Genomic DNA, 19784 nt, shown 5'->3' on the forward strand with positions numbered 1-19784 from the left:
CAGCTAGCAATTTACTACAATAATTTCCGTGGTAAATAGCGCACCGCCTCTCGGGCCTTCGCCGGTGCCGTCCGCAACCGGTCCCGTGCCGTTGTCGGGACAGCGGTTGAGGGTGCTCGAGCACGTGCGGGTGCACGCTCCGGTTCGGACTGTCGACGCGGCCCTCGAACTGGGGCTGCATCAGAACACGGTGCGCGAGCACCTGGATGCGCTCGTCGACCTCGGCCTCGTCGAACGCACCACCGAACCCGCCGCCGGACGTGGCCGGCCGGCGGCGCTGTACCGGCCCTCGGCGGCGGACCCCGCGTTGCGGGTCCGCGACTACGCCAGCCTCGCGACGGCGCTGGCCGGGCACATCGCCCGGACCAGCGCCGAGCCCGAGCGCGACGCCCGCGCGGCCGGCGTCGAATGGGGCCGCGAGGTAGCCGAGGAGATCGGCCGCACCGACAGTGATCCGCGCCAGGCGGTCCTCGATGCACTGGCCCGGCTGGGTTTTGCTCCCGAAGACGACGGGCCGCAGCGTGGGGTGGCGCTGCGGCGCTGTCCGCTGCTCGAGGCCGCCCGTCGCTACCCGAGCGTGGTCTGCCAGGTCCACCTCGGCATCGTCGAGGGGTTGCTGCACAGCGTCGATGCGCCGACCGGGCCGGGCCTGGACCTGATCCCGTTCGCCGAACCCGGCGCCTGTCGGCTGTTCCTACCCGATCCGGTGGTGAAAAGCCATGACTGAGAGTCGGATTCCGCTCCGGGCGGTGTTGCTGATACCGGGAGGGTTCGCGCTGTTGGCCGGATTGGACGCCGCGCTGTTGCGTCTCGGGCTGCCCGCCCCGGTGGAGACGGTCCAGCTGGCCGAGGTGCACGGCATCGTGCTCGTGCTCGGGTTCGTCGGCACCGTGATCGCGCTGGAACGCGCTGTGGCATCGGGCCGGTGGTGGTGCTATCTGGCCCCGGCGCTGTCCGGGCTGGGGGCGATTCTTCTCGTCAGCCCTGCCCCGCGACTCTTCGCCGATACCGCCCTTCTGGCTGGCGCCTCGCTACTGGTCGCGGTGTATGTGCCGCTGTGGCAGCGCAGTTGGGATGCAGCGGTGCTGGTTCAGGCCGCGGGTGCGGTGTTGGCGACCGGAGCGGCGCTGCTGTGGGCGGCCGGGTTTCCCGCGCCGGACCTGCTCGGCTGGCTGGCCGGCTTCCTCATCCTGACCATCGCGGGGGAGCGCCTGGAACTGGCGCGGGTGGCGCTGTCGGATACCCGCGCCGAGATGCTGCTCGGCGCGGCAACGGTCACACTCGTCATCGGTGCGGTGACGCAATTAGTCTGGCCGACAGTCGGTTTCGCACTTCTCGGTGCGGCGGTCCTCGGGGTCGCATGCTGGCTGTTTCGATTCGACGTCGCCAGGCGAACCATCCACACCACAGGCCTCACACGCTATATGGCGGTGGGCTTGCTGGCCGGCTACGCGTGGCTATTGGTTCCCGGCCTGGCGTGGCTTCTCGTCGGCGCGGTGAGCTCGGGCGGTGGATACGACGCGATCGTGCACGCGGTGATGCTCGGGTTCGTGCTGTCGATGATCATGGCCCACGCACCGGTCATCCTGCCCGCAGTGCTGCGACGTCCGTTGCCGTACACCCCGGCGATGTACGGGCCGGTCATGCTGCTGCACGCATCGCTGTTGTTGCGCATAGTCATCGGTGACGTGCGCGGCGTCGAGTGGGCGGTGCAGGCCGGGGGCGTCCTTAACATCGTGGCGGTGCTCGCGTTCGTCGGCGTCGCGGTCCGCGCGGCCGCGCGGCAGACGATCGGGACGCCGGTATGAACCGCTCCCAGTGGCATCTGCGGGTCGGGGCGATCGTATTCGCCTGGCTCACAGCACTTGTCGTGATTGCGCTGGTTCACAGGTCGGTGCCGATATCGAGTTGGCTGCTGATCCACCTGCTCGGTCTGGGGGCGGCAGGCAACGCGATCCTCATCTGGAGCCGACACTTCACCGATGCGCTTCTGCGCCGTCCACAAGACCCGTCGAGGTCCGGGCAGGCCTGGACCCTCGCGGTTTTCAACGTCGGCGCGGTCGCGGTGGTGGCAGGCATGGCCGTCTCCTTCTGGCCGGTGGTGCTGGCCGGTGGTGTCGCGGTCGCCGCCGTCGCGTTGACCCACGCCGTCACATTGGTGCGGCAACTGCGCAGCGCGCTGCCTTCGCGCTTCGGCGACACCGTGCGCTATTACGTCGCTGCGGCAGCGCTGCTTTCGGTCGGGGCTGGGCTCGGCGTCGCGATGGCCAACGCGACGCTGCCCGGCGCCCTGCACGCGCGGTTCGTCGTGGCCCACGCCGCGGTCAACCTGTTCGGGTTCATCGGGCTCACGGTGCTGGGCACATTGGTGACCCTGTGGCCGACGATGCTGCGCACCCGGATGGCGGACGGAGTCGAGGTCGCCGCCCGGCGCGGTCTGCCCCTGCTGGTCGGAGGTTTGGTGGTGGCGGTGTCGGCGGCGGTGGCCGGCTCGCCGATGATGAGCGCCGCGGGCGCGCTGGCCTACCTCGTTTCGGTCGGCTACGTGCTGTGGCCCCACCTCGACGAGGTCCGCCGCAAGCGGCCGGGCAACTTCGCGACGCTGTCGGTGCTCTGCGGGGTGGTGTGGCTGCTGGGCTCACTGAGCTACGCCGTGGTCGCCTTCGCCACCGTACCGACATGGTCCGCACTGCTGGACCGGGCCGATCCGCTCACCGCGGCGATGCTCGCCGGGTTCCTGGTTCAGGTTCTGCTCGGTGCGCTGTCGTACCTGACCACCATCGTCGTCGGCGGGCGCGCCGCCTCCATCGCGGCGACAATCGAACTGGAACGCGGCGCACCGTGGCGGCTGGCCGTCGCCAACGTCGCGCTGCTGCTGTGCGTACTGCCGACTCCGAGCCTGCTGCGGGTGGCGGCGTCGGTGTTGGTGCTGACCGCCTACGCCGCGTTCCTGCCGCTGCTGGTGCGGGCGGTGTGGCGGGCACGCAAGCTCCGCGATACGCCGTCGACGCCGGGACCGCCGCCGTCGGGGCCGCCGGTGCGACAGCGGCTCGGCGTCGCGGCGGCCGGGCTGGCCGTCGTGGTGTTGACGGCCGCGGCCGCGGTGGCCGCCGACCCCGCCGCGGTCGGTATCGCCGACGAGCCGCAGGTATCGGTGACCGCCACCGGACAGACCACCGAGGTCGAGGTGCATGTCGAGGGGATGCGCTACGTGCCCGACACCATCGACGTGCCCGTGGGCAACCGGCTGGTGATCACCCTCGTCAACAGCGGTTCGGACCGTCACGATCTGGTCCTGGCCAACGGGGCCAGCACCGGGCGCCTCGCGGTCGGGGAAACCGCCGTCCTCGACGCCGGGGTGATCGGCGCCGATATGGACGGCTGGTGTTCGGTGGCCGGGCACCGGCAGATGGGGATGACCATGTCGGTGCGCGCGACGGGGGCCGAGGCGCACGCCGGCCACCACGACCAGGTGAGTGCGACGTCGATCGCCGGTGACGACGTCGCGCGCAGTCTTGCGGCGACACCCGGCCCGGATTTCGTGCCGCGGGACGCGGCCTTGGCCGCCGCGACGCCCGATCACCGCGTCACCCTGGCGGTGACCGAAGCGACGCGAGAAGTGTCGCCGGGAATCACGCAGCGGCAGTGGACATTCGGCGGCACGGCGCCCGGGCCGACGCTGCGGGGCGAGGTCGGCGACGTTTTCGAGGTCACCCTTGTCAACGACAGCACGATCGGGCACTCGATCGACTTCCATGCCGGGGCGCTCGCCCCGGACGTGCCGATGCGCACCATCCAACCCGGCGAACGCCTGGTCTACCGGTTCACCGCGAGCCGTGCCGGTGTGTGGATGTATCACTGCTCGACGATGCCGATGTCGGTGCACATCGCCAACGGTATGTTCGGCGCGGTGGTCATCGTCCCGCCGGACCTGGCGCCCGTCGACCGCGAATACCTTCTCGTGCAGTCGGAGTACTACCTCGGCCCGCAGGGCGGCGAGGTCGACGCCGCCAAGGTCGCCGCCGACAAGCCCGACCTGGTGGTGTTCAACGGTTACGCCAACCAGTACGACCACGCGCCGCTGACCGTGCGGATCGGCGAGCGAGTGCGGATTTGGGTACTCGCGGCCGGGCCGAACCGGGGCAGTTCCTTTCACGTCGTCGGCGGCCAATTCGACACCGTGTGGTCCGAGGGTGACTACCGGCTGCGGCCGGGCCCCGGCGGCGCGCAGGCCCTCGGATTGTCAGCAGCCCAAGGCGGTTTCGTCGAGCTGAGCTTCGATCAGCCCGGGCGCTATCCGTTCGTCACCCACGCGATGGTCGACGCCGAACGTGGCGCTCACGGGATCATCGAGGTCACCGCGCAACCCGGGTAGGCCCCCAGATTCACTCCGGATAGCGGCGCGGGGTGAACACCCGGTCGCCGTCATCGGTGTACCACTGGGTCTGCGAGGAGCCGACGATCAGCAGACACCGCATGTCGACGTCGCCGGGGTCCAGGTCCGCCAGGCGCACCACCTTGACCTCCTCCCGGGGACCGGACACGTCGCGGCCGATGACCACCGGGGTGCCGGGATCGCGGTGGTTGAGCAGCAGGTCGCGCATCGCGCCGACCTGCCAGGTGCGGGTCTTGGACGCCGGGTTGTAGATCGCCAGCACCAGGTCGGCCGCCGCGGCCGCGGTCAGCCGGGCTTCGATCACGTCCCACGGCTTGAGGCGGTCCGACAGCGAGATCACCGCGTAGTCGTGGCCCAGCGGCGCGCCGACCCGGCTGGCGACGGCCTGCGCCGCCGTCATCGCCGGGATCACCCGCACCGACACACCCGCCCACTGCTTGGCCTCCTCGAGCACCGCGGTCGCCATCGCGAAAACCCCCGGGTCGCCGGAGGACACGACCGCGACCGTGCGGCCCTGCTCGGCCAACGTGCACGCGAGTCGGGCGCGGGCGGGCTCGTCGGTGTTGTCGCTGGGATGCTTGCGTTGGCCGGCGCGGTTGCCCACCCGGTCGAGGTAGGGGCCGTAGCCGATGAGGTCGGTGGCCGCGGCGAGTTCACGACGGCATTGGGGAGTCATCCAGTCGGTGCTGCCCGGACCCAGTCCGACCACCGCGACGCTTCCGGTCGGCGCATCCCGATCGCGTCGGCCCGGCAGCAGGGCCAGCGAGAAGTACGGAACGGTCGCGTCGTCGACCTCGCCGGCGCCCAACACCCGCTGCTGCGGCGTGCTGGCCCGTTCGACGTAGAACGCGTCGCCCAACCGACCCGTTGCCGAGAGTGCCTCGCGCACAGCCGGATACGACCGACCGAGTTTGAGCATCACCGCCGCGTCGGTGTCGGCGAGCCTGCGTCGAAGCTCGTCGGCGGGCAGCGTGCCCGGCAGGATCGTCAACACCTCGTCACCCTGGACGAGGGGAGTGGCGACCGCCGCCGACGCAGCGCTGACCGACGTCACCCCCGGCACGATGACCGCGTCGAACCGTTCGGTGAGCCGGGTGTGCATGTGCATGTAGGAGCTGTAGAACAGCGGGTCGCCCTCGGCGAGCAGCGCCACGTTGCGGCCGGCCTCCAGGTGGGCGGCGATGCGGTCGGCGGCCTCGCGGTAGAAGTCCTCCATCGCGCCTGCGTAGCCGCCGGGGTGGTCGGTGGTCTCGGTGGTGACCGGATAGACCAGGTGCTCCTCGATCTGACCCGGGCGCAGGTACGGTTCGGCGATACCGCGCGCGATGCTCTTGCCGTGCCGTGCGCTGTGGTACGCCACGACGTCGGCCTCGCCGATCACTCGTGCCGCCTTCACGGTCACCAGTTCCGGATCACCGGGGCCCAGCCCGACACCCCAGAGCCTGCCCCTCATTCCTGTTCCGTCGCAATCGCATTCACGGCCGCGGCGGCCATCGCGCTGCCGCCGCGACGGCCGGTCACCACCAGAAAGGACATCCCGCGGGGGCGGTCGATGAGTTCCTGTTTCGATTGCGCCGAGCCGACGAAGCCGACCGGGCCGCCGAGCACCGCCGCGGGAGTCGGGGCGCCCTCATCGAGCAGCTCCAGCAGCCGGAACAACGCGGTCGGTGCGTTGCCGATCGCCAGCACCGCGCCGTCGAGCCGGTCGGCCCACAGATCGACGGCCGCCGCGGACCTGGTGGTGCCGAGGCGCGCGGCGTGGTCGGCGGCGCGCGGATCGGCCACCAGCGAGACCACCTCGTTGTCGGCGGGCAGCCGCGACCTGGTGATCCCCGCGGCGACCATCGACGAGTCACACAGCACCGGGGCGCCGGCGTTCAGCGCGGCGTGGGTTCTGGCGACGACGTCATCGCGGTACGCGACGTGGTCGGCGACGTCGACCTGACCACAGGTATGGATCAACCGCACGACCACTCGGGCGACATCGTCGGGAAACCGCGACAGGTCCGCCTCGTCGCGGATCGTCGCGAACGACTGTCGGTAGATCTCCCCGGCGTCGCGGATGTAGTCGAGCACGCGATCACCCTACGGGTGAGCGTCGCGCGTCCGGTATCCGTCTCCGGTTGCCACGAGCACCTCACCGGTGGGCGGGCTGCCGCAGGCCCGGTCGCATCCGACGAAGTGGCGGTGGCCCGCGGCCGGTTGTGCCACCGCGGCGGCGGCGTCGGCGCGGACGTCGGCCATTGAGTGCTCGCAGCCGGGGCGCCCCGTGCACGCGCTGACCGACAGCCAGGGCGAGTTCTCGTCGAACACCAGGCCCAACGGGGCGAGCACGCGCAACGCGACGTCGGCGACGTCCTCGGCGAGGTCGAACACCAGCATCGAGCGCCACGGCGTGATCACCATCGGCGCCTCGATCGCGGCGAGAAACTCCGCCGTGCGGGCGGGCAGCACTCCCAGAGGAACCGCCGCACCCAGCGCGATGCGGCCGTCGTGCTGTTGGAGCCAACCGACGGGCGGCCGGGTCACCGCCGGCCAGACCGTACCCGGTTCCACCGACGGCACCAGCCCGCCCAGCAGGGCACCGGTCTCGCTGAGTTCCTTGACACGCCAAGCATTTTGGCGCGTGGCAGCGAAGCGACGGGCCACGTCGACCATCGTCGACACCGCCGTCTGCATCGGCACCCGGACACCGGTGTCGCGCCCGGCCAGCAACAGCGCGGCGTCGGCGGCCGCGCCGTGCAGGCCGATGTCGGGGGCGAGACCGGAGATGTCGCCGCGCCCGTCGTCGATGCCGAACAGGAAGCGGCCGGGCAGCGTGGCTAGTTCCGGATCGGCCTGGATGGCGTCGTCGAGTTCGGTGACCAGCCCACGGATGTCGGCGGCTGTTCCCACCCGACCCGACAGCGGCGAGGCGACGATGTTTCGCACGCGCTCATGGGTCGGCGAAGGGAGTAGTCCCGCCGCGGCCACGGCCTCGGCGACCGCCCCGGTGTCGGTCACGCCGCGGATCTGGAGGTTGCCCCTCGACGTCAGTTCCAACGTGCCCGCGCCCCAGTCGGTGGACGCCCGTGCCAGCGCCTCCAACTGCGCGGCGGTGATCACCCCGCCCGGCAGGCGCATCCGCGCCAACGCGCCGTCAGCCGCCCGATGCACCTGCAGCGCACCGGGGCAGGCGTCCTGGTCGCGGGTCCTGGCCACGAGTTCACGGTAGTCCGTGGGTGGTCCCCGCAAACACAGGTAGCGCCTTACGCGTGCGTGGCCTACCGCGGGCTCCTAACTTCACAAACATCCAGGTCCGAGGTGGACCGGGCGAGCACGGTGGGAGAGTCGCCATGACCGAACTGACCAGAACGAGGCGTCCGTCGACAGAACACTCTTCAACACGTCCGGCGCCGACGGCCGAACCGACGCTGATCACCGAAGAGCAGGTGCGCTTCGGCACCGCGGCCGCCCGATTCCCGTCACCGACGCACCGGCACTGGCCCTCGGCGCTGGATGCGGTGCGCGGGCTCTGGCACCACAGCGGCCGCCAACCCGCGCGTAACCACTATCCACAGCGCTTTGCCTACCTCGACGAAGCGTTGCTGTCTCGGGAGTGCGTCCGGCTCTGATCAGCTGGCCAGCGCCGGGGCCTGCCCGCCGGAGGCTTTCACCACGGCCGAATATGCCGAGGCGTCACCGACGATGGCGCGGCTTGGCCGGCCCCAGATGTCGACCGGGACGTCCCCGGCCAGGGTGATGCGGCTGAGCCGGCGGTACTGATCGTCGTAGTCGGCGACGGCGTAGTGCTGGGTGGCGCGGTTGTCCCACAGCGCGACGTCGCCGAGTCGCCAGTCCCATCGAATCGTGTGCTCCAGCTTCGTGATTCGTGCCTGGAGCAGGTTGAACAGGGTGGCCGATTCGGTCGATCCGAGCCCGACGAAGTTCTTGACGAAGTGGCCGAGCAGCAGCACCCGCCGACCGGTCTCCGGATGCACGCGGACCACGGGATGCTCGGTCTGGTAGTAGTCGGAGACGAATTCATCGCGGTATGACCGCTGTTCGGCGGTGAGCGCCGCGCCCGGCTCGTCGTGCAGCGTGGCGTAGTCGTACTGGTTTGTGTGCACGGCCCACAGGTTCTCGGCCAGCGCACGCAACGGCGCCGGCAGACGGTCGTAGGCGGCCTCCGTGGATGCCCATGTCGTCGTGCCGCCGTACGGCGGCAGGGTGATGGCGCGCAGGATGGACGCTTTCGGGATCCGGTCGACGAACGTCACGTCGGTGTGCCAGCTGTTGGCCTTGTCGTAGCGGGAATCGATGGGCAGGAAGCGGTCCCCGCGCGAGGTAACCGTCGGGTGCGCGGCGGTCGGGGTGCCCAACGCCTGCGCGAAGGCGAGCTGACCGTCGTCGTCCAAACCGTGCTGGTCGCGGAAGAAGATCACCTTGTGTTCGAGCAGCACCGCGTTGATCGCCGACGCGGTGCTCGCGTCGACCCCGGCGCTGAGGTCGACGCCTTCGATCCGGGCGCCGATGTGAGCCCCGAGCTTGACCACCCGCAACGATGACGGCACGTGAGAACCTCCAGACGGTGCATGAACGTAGTGATCAGGTTGGCCTCAGGACCGTGTGACGAAAACCGTTCGACTCAGCGCGAATCGAACAGGGCAGGTGTTTCGGCTCAATCAAGATCGGGTAGCTCACCGCCGTGAGGGCACTGTGGGACTACATCTGGACCCACCAGGCGCAATTGGCGTTCGACTCCTACCAGCACGTCAGCGCGGTCGTCCAGAGTGTGCTCATCGCGACGATCGTCGGCGTGGTGATCGGTGTGCTGACCTACCGCAACCCGGTGGCCGCCAACCTCGCCACCTCGACATCCAGCGTGATCATGACCGTCCCGGCGTTCGCGCTGCTCGGTCTGCTGATCCCGTTGTTCGGGCTCGGCGTGGTTCCCAGCATCACGGCGCTGGTGCTGTACTCACTGCTTCCGATTGTGCGTAACACGATCGTCGGGCTCACCGCGGTGGACCCCGCGCTCACCGACGCGGCGCGGGGCATCGGGATGAGCAGGCTCGACACCTTGGCCCGGGTGGAACTGCGGCTGGTGTGGCCGTCGATCCTGTCGGCCATGCGGATCAGCACGCAGATGTCGATGGGCGTGCTCGCGATCGCCGCCTACGTCAAAGGACCGGGGCTGGGGAACCTGATCTTCACCGGGTTGGCGCGGGTGGGCAGCCCGACGGCCGTCCCGATGGCGCTGGCCGGGACGCTGCTCATCGTCATCTTCGCGCTCGCGCTCGATGCGGTGCTCGTCCTGATCGGCCGCCTCACCACGTCGAAAGGTATTCGATGACAGGGCATTCGAAGGCAGAGCACATCGCACCGGACGACACGGCCTCGAACGGTAGCACCGGCGTGCGCATCCTGCTCGACCACGTCTCCAAGGTCTATCCCGGCTCCGACCGCCCTGCGGTGGACGACGTGTCGCTCGAGATCCCCGCAGGCGAGATCGTCGTGTTCGTCGGCCCGTCGGGCTGCGGGAAGACCACGATGATGCGGATGATCAACCGGTTGTCGGAGCCGACGTCGGGCACGATCATGATCGGCGACAAGGACGCGTTGTCGATCCGCCCGACCGAACTTCGCCGCTCGATCGGCTACTCCATCCAGCAGGCCGGGCTGTTCCCGCATATGACGATCCGCCAGAACGTCGGCCTGGTGCCCGGGTTGCAGCGCTGGGACCGCACACGCATCGCCGAACGGGTCGACGAACTGCTCGACATGGTCGGGCTGGAGCCGAGCCAGTACGCCGACAGGTATCCACGCCAACTGTCCGGTGGGCAGCAGCAACGTGTGGGCGTCGCGCGCGCGTTGGCCGCGGACCCTCCGGTGTTGCTGATGGACGAACCCTTCGGCGCCGTCGACCCGATCACCCGCAGCACGCTGCAGGACGAACTGCTGCGGTTGCAGGGCGAATTGCGCAAGACCATCGTATTCGTCACCCATGACTTCGGTGAGGCCGTCAAGCTCGGTGACCGGATCACCGTGCTGGGCAACCAGTCCAAGGTGCTGCAGTACGACACGCCGCAGAACATCCTGGCCAACCCAGCCGACGACACCGTGGCCGGCTTCGTCGGCTCCGGCGCCTCGTTGCGCCAGCTGGGGCTGACGCGGATCAAGGATGTCGAGCTGCGGCCGCATCCCTCGGTGCGCCAGACGGCTTCGATCGACGATGTGCGGAAGACGTTGGCGGGCAGCGAGTTCGACTGGGTCGTTGTGCTCGACGACCGCGACCGGCCGGTCAGCTGGGTCCGGGGCGCCAAACTCGCGCACGCCACGACATTGGCCGATGTCGTCGAACCGCTCGATGTCGTCAGCACACATTCCACGCTCGAGGACGCGCTCGAGGCGATCCTCGCCGACCAGCACGCGTCGGCGGTGGTCGTGGGTGCCGGCAGCCGGTACGAGGGCGTCGTCACCCTGGACACACTGATCGACACGATCACCTGGCTGAGGGCGTCGGCAGAGGCGGACACGGACGGACAGCCATGACCGCGGTCGCGGATCCCGCTCAGTCGTCGGGTGCCAATTCGGGCGAGCGCACACGACTGCTCATCCAGCCGGTCCTGGTGCTGATCATCGCTGCCGCCGTGATCTTCTGGGCGTTCAACCGCGACCTGACCGCCACCCAGCAGGAGAACATCAACCCCGGCAACATCGCCACACTGATCTGGCAGCACCTGTTGATCACCGTGGCGGTGACCGCGATCGTGCTCGCCATCGGCGTTCCGCTGGGGGTACTGGTCACCCGCCCCGGCGCAAAACTGTTGCGCCCGTTGTTCATGGGCGTCGCCAACATCGGCCAGGCTGCGCCGGCCATCGGGCTGCTCGTGCTGCTGTTCCTGTGGTCGGGTAGGACCGGGTTCTGGATCGGCGTCCTTCCGATCGCGCTGTACTCACTGCTGCCCGTGCTGGCCAGCACCATCCTCGGCATCAATCAGGTGGACCGATCGCTGGTGGATGCGGGACTGGGACAGGGCATGTCGCGACGTTCGGTGCTGACGCGGGTCGAGATGCCGCTGGCGATCCCGTACATCCTGGCCGGACTGCGCACGTCGTTGGTGCTCGCCGTGGGAACCGCGACACTGAGCTTCCTCGTCAACGCCGGCGGTCTGGGCATCCTGATCGACACCGGATACAAGTTGCAGGACAACGTGACCCTGATCCTCGGCAGCGTGCTCGCGGTCTGCCTCGCCCTGCTGGTCGACTGGATGGGCGGATTGGCCGAGTTCTACCTCAATCCCAAGGGCCTTCGATGATCCGCCGCTCGATCGCCGCGCTGGCCTGCCTGCTGCTCGCCGGGTGCGGGCTGGGAGCGGGCAGCACCGTGCCGCTCAAGGTGGGCCCGGGCTCCATCCAGCCCGTCGCCGCACTCGAAGGAGTGCAAATCACGGTGGGCTCCAAGGAATACACCGAACAGGTGATCCTGGGATACATCCTGGAGTTCGCGTTGACCGCCGCCGGTGCCGACGTGCGTGACCTCACCGGCATCGTGGGCTCACGCAGCACCCGGGAAGCCCAGTTGTCGGGTCAGGTCGACGTCGCCTACGAGTTCACCGGCAACGCATGGATCAACTACCTCGGCCACGAGAAGCCGATTCCCGACAGCCGCAGACAGTTCGAGGCCGTCCGCGACGAGGACCTGGCCCGCAACGACATGGTGTGGTTGCCGCCCGCACCGATGGATGACACCTACGCGCTGGCGGCCAGCAGGGCGGTCGTCGAGCGGACCGGTGTGCGCACGCTTTCCCAGTACGCCGAGTTGGTCAAGCGCGATCCGGCGGCCGCGCGTACGTGCGTGGACACCGAGTTCCGGGCCCGCCAGGACGGCTTTCCCGGAATGGCGGCGGCCTACGGGTTCGATCCGGCGCGGGCGCAGACGCCGGTACTGCAGGTCGGGATCATCTATCAGGCCACCGCGGACGGTACGCAGTGCGACTTCGGCGAGGTGTTCACCACCGACGGCCGCATCTCCGCGCTCGACCTCGTGGTACTCGTCGACGACAAGCAGTTCTTCGCCCACTACAACCCGTCGGTGACCATGAAACATGCCTTCTACGAAGCACATCCGCAGATCGCCGAGGTAACGGCACCGGTGACGGCCGCACTGACCAACGAGGCGATCATGGAGATGAACAAGCAGGTCGACGTGGAGGGCCGCGACCCGAGCCAGGTCGCGCGGGACTGGATGGTGGCCGAAGGTTTCGTCACCGTGCCGTAGCCCCGATTGCCACGACAACCACGCTGGTCAGGCGTACCCTTCCGGTAGCCGGAGGGGGTTCGATGGCAGAGAAACGCGCAGTGCGTATCGCGATCGTCGGCGCAGGCATGTCGGGCATCTGCATGGCGGCCAGGCTCCAGGATGCGGGCATCGACACCTTCACGATCTTCGAGCAGGCCGACGAAGTCGGTGGCACCTGGCGCGACAACACCTATCCCGGACTCCACTGCGACGTGCCGTCGCGCTTCTACTCGTATACGTTCCGGTCCAATCCCGAATGGACGCGGCTACTGCCGCCGGGTGGCGAGGTGCAGTCCTACTTCATGCAGATCGCCACCGAGCGCAACATTCGACCCCACATCAGATTCGGCACAGCGGTGACATCGGCGCAGTACCGCGACGGCACGTGGTGGGTCAGCACCACCGGCGGCACAGAAGCGTTCGACATCGTCATCACCGCCACCGGAATCCTGCGCGTGCCACGCTATCCGGACATTCGCGGCCTGGACACGTTTGCGGGCCCGATGTTTCACTCATCGTGCTGGGACCACTCGGTGTCCTTGCAGGACAAGCGGATCGGGCTGATCGGGACGGGCTCGACCGGTGTCCAGATCACCGCTGAGCTCGGCGGGAACGTCCGCGGTCTGACGATCTTCCAACGCACCGCGCAATGGGTCTTCCCGTTCCCGAACCCGCGCTACTCACCGGTCACCAAAGCAGCACTTCGACGCTTCCCGGCGATGAGCCGTCTCGGCTACCGCTTCTGGCAGGCCGTGTACGAGAACTTCTTCGCCAAGGCCATGGTTTCGCCGGGATTCCGTCGCCGCCTGGTGTCGGCGATGTGCCGGTGGAATCTCAACCTCTCGGTGCGCGACCCAGAACTGCGGAGCAAACTGACGCCGAACTACCAGGCGCTGTGCAAGCGCATCATCGCGGCCGGGCACTACTACCAGTCCGTGCAGAGGCCGGGCGTCGACGTCGTCGTCGATCCGATCGACCACATCGAGCCCAAAGGTGTCGTCACTGCGGACGGGACACTGCACGAGGTGGACCTGCTCGTCGTCGCCACAGGCTTCGACGCCCACGCCTACGTGCGTCCGATGGAGATCGTCGGCGAGCACGGAGTGTCACTCAACGAGGCCTGGGCAGACGGGCCGCAGGCCTACCGGTCGGTCGCGGTGCCGGGATTCCCGAACCTGTTCATGCTGATGGGCCCGCACTCTCCGATAGGACAACAGTCGTTGGTGATCATCGCCGAGAACCAGGCCGACTACGCGATGTGGTGGATCGAACGCATCCGTAACGGCGACATCATCGCCGCATCCCCTACGGACGTCGCCACCAAGGATTACAACGAGGAGATGAAAGCCGCTATGCCGCAGACGGTTTGGACCACCGGCTGCAACAGCTGGTATCTCGACAAGAACGGTCTGCCGGAACTGTTCCCCTGGGAACCCGTTCGGCATCGTCGGCTGCTGGCTTCGCCGGTGCTGTCGGACTTCACCATCCACACCGCGCAAAAGTGACGGCCGTCACACTAGAACCTCTAGTGATCCGTGCCACACAAGTCGGTCTCAAATACCCGCTGACGTCGTAAGTTCCGGGTTACTGCACGCGTGTGCAGTAACCCGTCAGGAAGGAACGACGATGTTCGAACTCATCGTGTTCGGTGCGATTCTGGTCGTACTGATCGCCGCCCTCGGACTGCCTTATCCGCAGAGCACCTACGGCCGCTGGAACCGCCGCTAGACACCTCACCCTTCTTGCGCGAGCGTGCGCGTCTGCACACGACACGCCGCGAGAATTCAGCACGTTCCGCACGCTCGCGCCCGCCGACGGTGCGTGGCGTGCGCACACTACGCGGCGTGTCGTCGACAGACCCGCACGCTCGCGGAAAACGGGGGTGAGCGTGTGGGGTAGGAATGGGGGGTGCCGGAACCTGCCGTACTACTGCTGTCCACCTCTGACACCGACCTCATCACCGCCCGGTCCAGCGGCGCCAATTACCGGTGGGCCAACCCGTCCCGGCTGGTCGACGGTGAACTCGGTGAACTGCTGAGCGGCGTGGATGTCGTGGTGGTGCGGATTCTCGGCGGCTACCGCGCCTGGGAGGACGGCATCGACGAGGTGGTGGGCAGCGGCGTGCCCACCGTCGTGGTCAGCGGCGAACAGTCACCAGACGCGGAGTTGATGGGTCGCTCGACCACGCCCGCGGGGGTCGCGCTGCAGGCACACGTCTATCTCGCTCAGGGCGGCGTGACGAACCTGCGTCACCTGCACGCGTTCCTGTGCGACACCCTGCTGATGACCGGCTTCGGGTTCTCACCGCCCGAGAGCACACCGCTGTGGGGCGTCGTGCCCCGCGACGGCGGCGGCGACGGACCCACGGTCGCCGTGCTCTATTACCGCGCGCAACATCTCGCCGGCAACACCGCCTACGTCGACGCGCTGTGCGACGCGATCGAGGATGCCGGTGGCCGTGCGCTGCCCGTGTTCTGCGCGTCGCTGCGCACCGCCGACGCGGACCTGCTCGAACTGCTCGGGACGGCCGACGCGCTGATCACGACGGTGCTGGCGGCAGGCGGCGCCACCCCGTCGAGCGTGTCAGCCGGCGGCACGGATGACGCATGGAACGTCGCGCACCTCGCGGCGCTGGACGTTCCGATCCTGCAGGGGCTGTGCCTGACGAGCCCACGGGCGCAGTGGCAGAACAACGACGACGGGCTCTCGCCGCTGGACGTCGCTACCCAGGTCGCCGTGCCGGAGTTCGACGGGCGCATCATCACGGTTCCGTTCTCGTTCAAGGAGATCGACGACGAGGGCCTCACCTCGTACGTGCCCGATCGTGAACGGTGCGCCCGGGTCGCCGGGCTGGCCGTCCGCCATGCGCGGTTACGTGCAATCCCGGTGCAGGACAAGCGGATTGCGGTGGTGTTCTCCGCCTACCCGACCAAGCACGCCCGCATCGGCAACGCCGTCGGGCTCGACACGCCGGCCAGCGCGATCGCGCTGCTGCGCGCGATGCGCGAGCACGGCTACCGGATCGGCGACGGTGACGGCGACCTCGACACCATCATCGCCTCCGGTGACGGCGACGCACTCATTCACAATCTGATCGAACGCGGCGGCCAGGACCCCGACTGGCTTACCGAAGGTCAAGTCGAGGGGAACCCGATCCGGGTGTCGGCCAAGGAGTATCGCGACTGGTTCGCCACGCTGCCTGCCGAGCTCACCGACGCGATCGTCGAACACTGGGGTCCGCCGCCAGGAGAGATGTTCGTCGACCGCAGCGCCGACCCCGACGGTGAGATCGTCATCGCAGCCCTGCAGGCGGGCAACGTCGTGTTGATGGTGCAGCCGCCGCGCGGTTTCGGTGAGAACCCGGTCGCGATCTATCACGATCCGGATCTGCCGCCGAGCCACCACTATCTGGCTGCGTATCGGTGGATCGAGTCGGTGTTCGCCGCCGATGCGGTCGTGCACCTCGGCAAGCACGGCAACCTGGAGTGGCTGCCGGGAAAGACGCTGGGCATGTCGGCGGCCTGCGGATCCGATGCCGCGCTGGGCAATCTGCCGCTGATCTACCCGTTTCTGGTCAACGATCCCGGTGAGGGCACCCAGGCCAAGCGTCGCGCCCACGCCACGCTCGTCGACCATCTGATCCCGCCCATGGCACGCGCCGAAACCTACGGTGACATCGCGCGTTTGGAGCAGCTGCTCGATGAGCACGCCAACGTGTCGGCGCTTGACCCCGGCAAGCTGCCCGCGATCCGTCAGCAGATCTGGACGCTGATGCGCGCCGCGAAGATGGACCACGATCTCGGTCTCGAGGAAAGGCCCGAAGAGGACTCGTTCGACGACATGCTCCTGCACGTCGACGGCTGGCTCTGCGAGATCAAAGACGTCCAGATCCGCGACGGGTTGCACATCCTCGGCCAAACACCAAGCGGCGAAGACGAACTGGACCTGGTGCTCGCGGTGCTGCGGGCACGCCAACTCTTCGGCGGCGAGCAGACGGTGCCGGGCCTTCGCCAAGCGCTCGGCCTCGCCGAGGACGGCAACGACGAACGCGCCGCCGTCGACGCCGCCGAAGCACAAGCCCGGAAACTGGTCGCTGCGCTGCAGGATTCGGGGTGGAACCCCGAGGTGGTCGACACGCTGACCGACAACGCCGACGCCGCCGCGGTGCTTCGGTTCGCCGCGACCGAAGTGGTGCCGCGGCTCGCGGGCACGGCGGAGGAGATCACCCATATCCTTCGCGCGCTCGACGGTCGCTTCATCGCCGCCGGCCCGTCGGGATCGCCGCTGCGGGGGCTGGTCAACGTGCTGCCCACCGGGCGGAACTTCTACTCGGTCGACCCCAAGGCGGTGCCGTCACGGCTGGCCTGGGAAACCGGTGTGGCGATGGCCGATTCGCTGCTGGATCGGTACCGCAAGGATTACGGCGACTGGCCGCGCTCGGTTGGCCTGTCGGTGTGGGGCACATCGGCGATGCGCACCTCCGGCGACGACATCGCGGAGGTGCTCGCCCTGCTGGGTGTGCGACCCGTGTGGGACGAGGCGTCGCGGCGGGTCGTCGATCTCGAACCGATCGCGCTGGCCGACCTCGGACGGCCTCGCATCGACGTCACCGTGCGCATCTCCGGTTTCTTCCGGGACGCCTTCCCACACGTCGTCACGATGCTCGACGACGCCGTGGCCCTCGTCGCCGGCCTCGACGAACCGGCCGAGGACAACTACGTCCGCGCGCACGCCCAGGCCGACCTGACCGAGCACGGCGACGAGCGTCGCTCCACCACTAGGATTTTCGGCTCGAAACCGGGCACATACGGTGCCGGGCTGCTGCAGCTGATCGACAGCCGCAACTGGCGCGACGACGCCGACCTCGCCGAGGTGTACACGGCGTGGGGCGGATTCGCCTACGGCCGCGGTCTGGACGGCGCACCGGCCGCCGACGACATGAGCCGGCAGTACCGCCGAATCGCGGTGGCGGCCAAGAACACCGACACCCGCGAACACGACATCGCCGACTCCGACGACTACTTCCAGTACCACGGCGGCATGATCGCCACCGTTCGTGCGCTGACCGGGAAGGACCCCGCCGCCTACATCGGCGACAACACCCGCCCCGATGCCGTGCGAACCCGCACCCTGTCCGAAGAGACCACCCGGGTGTTCCGCGCCCGCGTGGTCAACCCGCGTTGGATCAACGCGATGCGCAGGCATGGTTACAAGGGTGCGTTCGAGATGGCCGCTACGGTCGACTACCTGTTCGGTTACGACGCCACGGCAGGCGTGATGGCCGACTGGATGTATGAGCGGCTGTCGGCGGAATACGTGCTCGACGACGAGAACCGCAAGTTCATGACCGAGTCCAATCCGTGGGCCCTGCACGGTATGGCCGAACGGTTGCTGGAGGCCGCCGACCGCGGAATGTGGGCGGCCCCGGAGCAGGCGACGCTCGACGGTTTGCGCAAGGTGCTGCTCGAGACCGAAGGCGACCTGGAGGGCTAGGTTGGGGAGGTGTCTGCCACCTTCGCCGATGTCGCCAAGTCCGAGTACATCCTGCTGACCACGTTCACCAAGGACGGCAGACCCAAGCCGACGCCGATCTGGGCGGTGCCCGAGGGCGACGGGCTGATCGCCATCACGCAGGAGTCCTCGTGGAAGGTCAAGCGGATCCGCAACACCGCGCGGGTGACCATCGCGCCGTGCGACATGCGCGGCAACCCCAAGGGGGAGGCGGTCGAAGCCGTCGCCGCGGTTCTCGACAAGTCCGCCAACGGCGCGACCTACGACGCGATCGGCAAACGCTACGGCCTGCTGGGCAAGACGTTCAACGTTTTCTCGAAGCTGCGCGGGGGAATGAAGAACAACGTGACCATCGAGATCAAGCCGGGTTGACCATGGCCGACACCTTCGACGACGTCGCCCGCTCGAAGTACATCCTGCTGACCACGTTCACCAAGGACGGCAGGCCCAAGCCCACCCCGATCTGGGGTGCACCCGAGGACGACAAGCTGCTCGTCATCACCGATGACGGGTCGTGGAAGACCAAGCGCATCAACAACACCCCGCGGGTGACGATTCAAAAGTCCACGGCGCTGGGCAAGCCGAAAGGCGACCCGGTCGAAGCGGTCGCCCGGGTGCTGCCCAAACAGGAGACCCGCCGCGTCTTCGACAAGGTCACCCGGCGCTACTGGTGGCATGCGTGGTGGTGGATCCCGCAGGCGCTCATCCGCGGTGGCATCGACAAGATCCACATCGGCATCGAGATCAAGCCCGCGGTCAACCCCGCGGGGTAGCCGTCAGGTGTTCGCCGAAGAACTCGAATACCCGCGCCCAGGCGTCGCTGGCCGCCGCCTCGTTGTAGCCGAAACCGGTGATCCGCAACAGCGGCTGCCCCGGCAACTTGTTCGCGAAGCTGTGCCCGGCATCCGGATACACCTTGATGTCGGCGGGAATCTGCTTGTCCGCAACCACTTTTCGTAACCGGTCCGCCGCCCCGATGCCGATCGGGTCGCGGCGGCCGAAGCTGGCGACGATCGGGCACGCCCCGGTCAACGTCTCGTCGAGTCGGCGGGGCAGCGGGGTGCCGTAGAACGGTGCGGACGCGCCGAACCCCTTCGGCGACATCACCAGCGCGAACTGCCCACCCATGCAGAATCCGGCGATGCCGACGGCGCCCGTGCACTCGGAAAGGCCCAGCACATGGTCGCGGGCGGCGAGGATGTCGTCGAGCGCGCGACCCCGCTTGCTGAGCAGTTCGCGAAACACCCGGGTGATACAGCGGGCCCTGCCACCGCGCGAGTACAGGTCGGGAGTGATGGCGATGTAGCCCGCCTCGGCGATGCGCGCCGATATCGCCGCGTTGTCCGGTCCGTAGCCGATCGCGTCGTGCACGACCACGATCGCCGGCCACGGGCCCTCGCCGGCCGGCGCTGAGAGCAGCGCGTCGATGGGACCGCCCGGCGTATCGATCTTGATCGTGGCCACACGTTTCTCCTATGTCAAGCCGCTGCCGCTTGGCAAGGCTTTTGACGATTGTTGTGGTCGGTGTGCAGGTGGCCGTAGACGACGCGGGCCAGGCGGCGTTTGAGGCAGCGCAGGGCTTCGGGTGTGGAG

At 68.4% G+C, this 19784-nt stretch carries 17 protein-coding genes and 1 pseudogene; 12 read left to right on the forward strand and 6 right to left on the reverse strand.

Going from position 1 to position 19784, the window contains the following annotated elements; genetic code table 11:
* The first annotated feature begins 64 nt into the window (after nucleotides 1–64).
* From CEX88_RS11300 to CEX88_RS26525, 3 genes are read left to right on the forward strand one after another with little or no spacing between them, the layout of a single operon-like run.
* Nucleotides 65–727: a helix-turn-helix transcriptional regulator gene (locus CEX88_RS11300; RefSeq protein ID WP_238382043.1), complete on the forward strand. Its 663-nt coding sequence runs from the start codon at nucleotides 65–67 to the stop codon at nucleotides 725–727.
* Complete coding sequence (locus tag CEX88_RS11305) at nucleotides 720–1808, forward strand: hypothetical protein (RefSeq protein WP_202931455.1); 1089 nt, start codon at nucleotides 720–722, stop codon at nucleotides 1806–1808. Before CEX88_RS11300 ends, CEX88_RS11305 begins: the two co-directional genes overlap by 8 nt.
* The gene (locus tag CEX88_RS26525) at nucleotides 1805–4375 is read left to right on the forward strand and encodes a multicopper oxidase domain-containing protein (RefSeq protein WP_094293554.1); all 2571 of its coding nucleotides are present in this window, start codon (nucleotides 1805–1807) and stop codon (nucleotides 4373–4375) included. Before CEX88_RS11305 ends, CEX88_RS26525 begins: the two co-directional genes overlap by 4 nt.
* 10 nt (nucleotides 4376–4385) lie before the next feature.
* Here the strand turns inward: CEX88_RS26525 and CEX88_RS11315 are convergent, their stop codons facing one another.
* Genes CEX88_RS11315 through cobG form a run of 3 tightly spaced genes read right to left on the reverse strand, consistent with a single transcriptional unit; the run spans nucleotide 4386 to nucleotide 7597 of the window.
* Entirely contained in the window at nucleotides 4386–5849 is a 1464-nt protein-coding gene (locus tag CEX88_RS11315) for a precorrin-2 C(20)-methyltransferase (RefSeq protein WP_094293555.1), read from the reverse strand.
* Complete coding sequence (locus tag CEX88_RS11320) at nucleotides 5846–6472, reverse strand: precorrin-8X methylmutase (protein ID WP_094293556.1); 627 nt, start codon at nucleotides 6470–6472, stop codon at nucleotides 5846–5848. The genes CEX88_RS11315 and CEX88_RS11320 overlap by 4 nt, the downstream gene beginning before the upstream one ends.
* 9 nt (nucleotides 6473–6481) lie before the next feature.
* On the reverse strand, nucleotides 6482–7597 hold the full coding sequence (gene cobG, locus CEX88_RS11325; RefSeq protein WP_094293557.1) for a precorrin-3B synthase: 1116 nt from the start codon (nucleotides 7595–7597) through the stop codon (nucleotides 6482–6484).
* A 134-nt stretch (nucleotides 7598–7731) separates the two neighbouring features.
* Here cobG and CEX88_RS11330 point away from each other — a divergent pair, with 134 nt between their 5' ends.
* Nucleotides 7732–8010, forward strand: a complete 279-nt coding sequence (locus tag CEX88_RS11330; protein WP_094293558.1) for a hypothetical protein — start codon at nucleotides 7732–7734, stop codon at nucleotides 8008–8010.
* Here CEX88_RS11330 and CEX88_RS11335 read toward each other — a convergent pair whose 3' ends face one another.
* Entirely contained in the window at nucleotides 8011–8949 is a 939-nt protein-coding gene (locus CEX88_RS11335) for a TauD/TfdA dioxygenase family protein (protein WP_094293559.1), read from the reverse strand. It lies immediately after the preceding gene.
* A 134-nt stretch (nucleotides 8950–9083) separates the two neighbouring features.
* On the opposite strand from CEX88_RS11335, the gene CEX88_RS11340 reads away from it, so the two are divergent.
* From CEX88_RS11340 to CEX88_RS11375, 8 genes are all read left to right on the forward strand, one after another.
* Nucleotides 9084–9731: an ABC transporter permease gene (locus CEX88_RS11340; protein ID WP_094293560.1), complete on the forward strand. Its 648-nt coding sequence runs from the start codon at nucleotides 9084–9086 to the stop codon at nucleotides 9729–9731.
* Nucleotides 9728–10930, forward strand: a complete 1203-nt coding sequence (locus CEX88_RS11345) for an ABC transporter ATP-binding protein (protein ID WP_094293561.1) — start codon at nucleotides 9728–9730, stop codon at nucleotides 10928–10930. Before CEX88_RS11340 ends, CEX88_RS11345 begins: the two co-directional genes overlap by 4 nt.
* A complete protein-coding gene (locus tag CEX88_RS11350) occupies nucleotides 10927–11697 on the forward strand; it encodes an ABC transporter permease (RefSeq protein WP_094293562.1) in 771 nt (256 codons plus the stop codon). The genes CEX88_RS11345 and CEX88_RS11350 overlap by 4 nt, the downstream gene beginning before the upstream one ends.
* Entirely contained in the window at nucleotides 11694–12659 is a 966-nt protein-coding gene (locus CEX88_RS11355; RefSeq protein WP_094293563.1) for a glycine betaine ABC transporter substrate-binding protein, read from the forward strand. Before CEX88_RS11350 ends, CEX88_RS11355 begins: the two co-directional genes overlap by 4 nt.
* 62 nt (nucleotides 12660–12721) lie before the next feature.
* On the forward strand, nucleotides 12722–14185 hold the full coding sequence (locus CEX88_RS11360; protein ID WP_094293564.1) for a flavin-containing monooxygenase: 1464 nt from the start codon (nucleotides 12722–12724) through the stop codon (nucleotides 14183–14185).
* Between the two features lie 403 nt (nucleotides 14186–14588).
* Complete coding sequence (cobN, locus tag CEX88_RS11365; RefSeq protein WP_094293565.1) at nucleotides 14589–18173, forward strand: cobaltochelatase subunit CobN; 3585 nt, start codon at nucleotides 14589–14591, stop codon at nucleotides 18171–18173.
* Nucleotides 18174–18182: 9 nt separating this feature from the next.
* Nucleotides 18183–18563, forward strand: a complete 381-nt coding sequence (locus CEX88_RS11370; RefSeq protein ID WP_064418252.1) for a PPOX class F420-dependent oxidoreductase — start codon at nucleotides 18183–18185, stop codon at nucleotides 18561–18563.
* 2 nt (nucleotides 18564–18565) lie between these two features.
* On the forward strand, nucleotides 18566–18964 hold the full coding sequence (locus tag CEX88_RS11375; RefSeq protein ID WP_064393909.1) for a PPOX class F420-dependent oxidoreductase: 399 nt from the start codon (nucleotides 18566–18568) through the stop codon (nucleotides 18962–18964).
* Here CEX88_RS11375 and CEX88_RS11380 read toward each other — a convergent pair.
* Together CEX88_RS11380 and CEX88_RS26305 are read right to left on the reverse strand one after the other, a co-directional pair.
* Entirely contained in the window at nucleotides 18948–19655 is a 708-nt protein-coding gene (locus CEX88_RS11380) for a dienelactone hydrolase family protein (RefSeq protein ID WP_094293567.1), read from the reverse strand. The genes CEX88_RS11375 and CEX88_RS11380 overlap by 17 nt on opposite strands.
* Before the next feature lie 14 nt (nucleotides 19656–19669).
* Nucleotides 19670–19784 (reverse strand): annotated as a pseudogene (locus CEX88_RS26305) (IS110 family transposase); the annotation flags it as partial.

The sequence above is a fragment of the Mycobacterium neumannii genome, from assembly GCF_002245615.1.
Classification (GTDB): Bacteria; Actinomycetota; Actinomycetes; order Mycobacteriales; family Mycobacteriaceae; genus Mycobacterium; species Mycobacterium neumannii_A.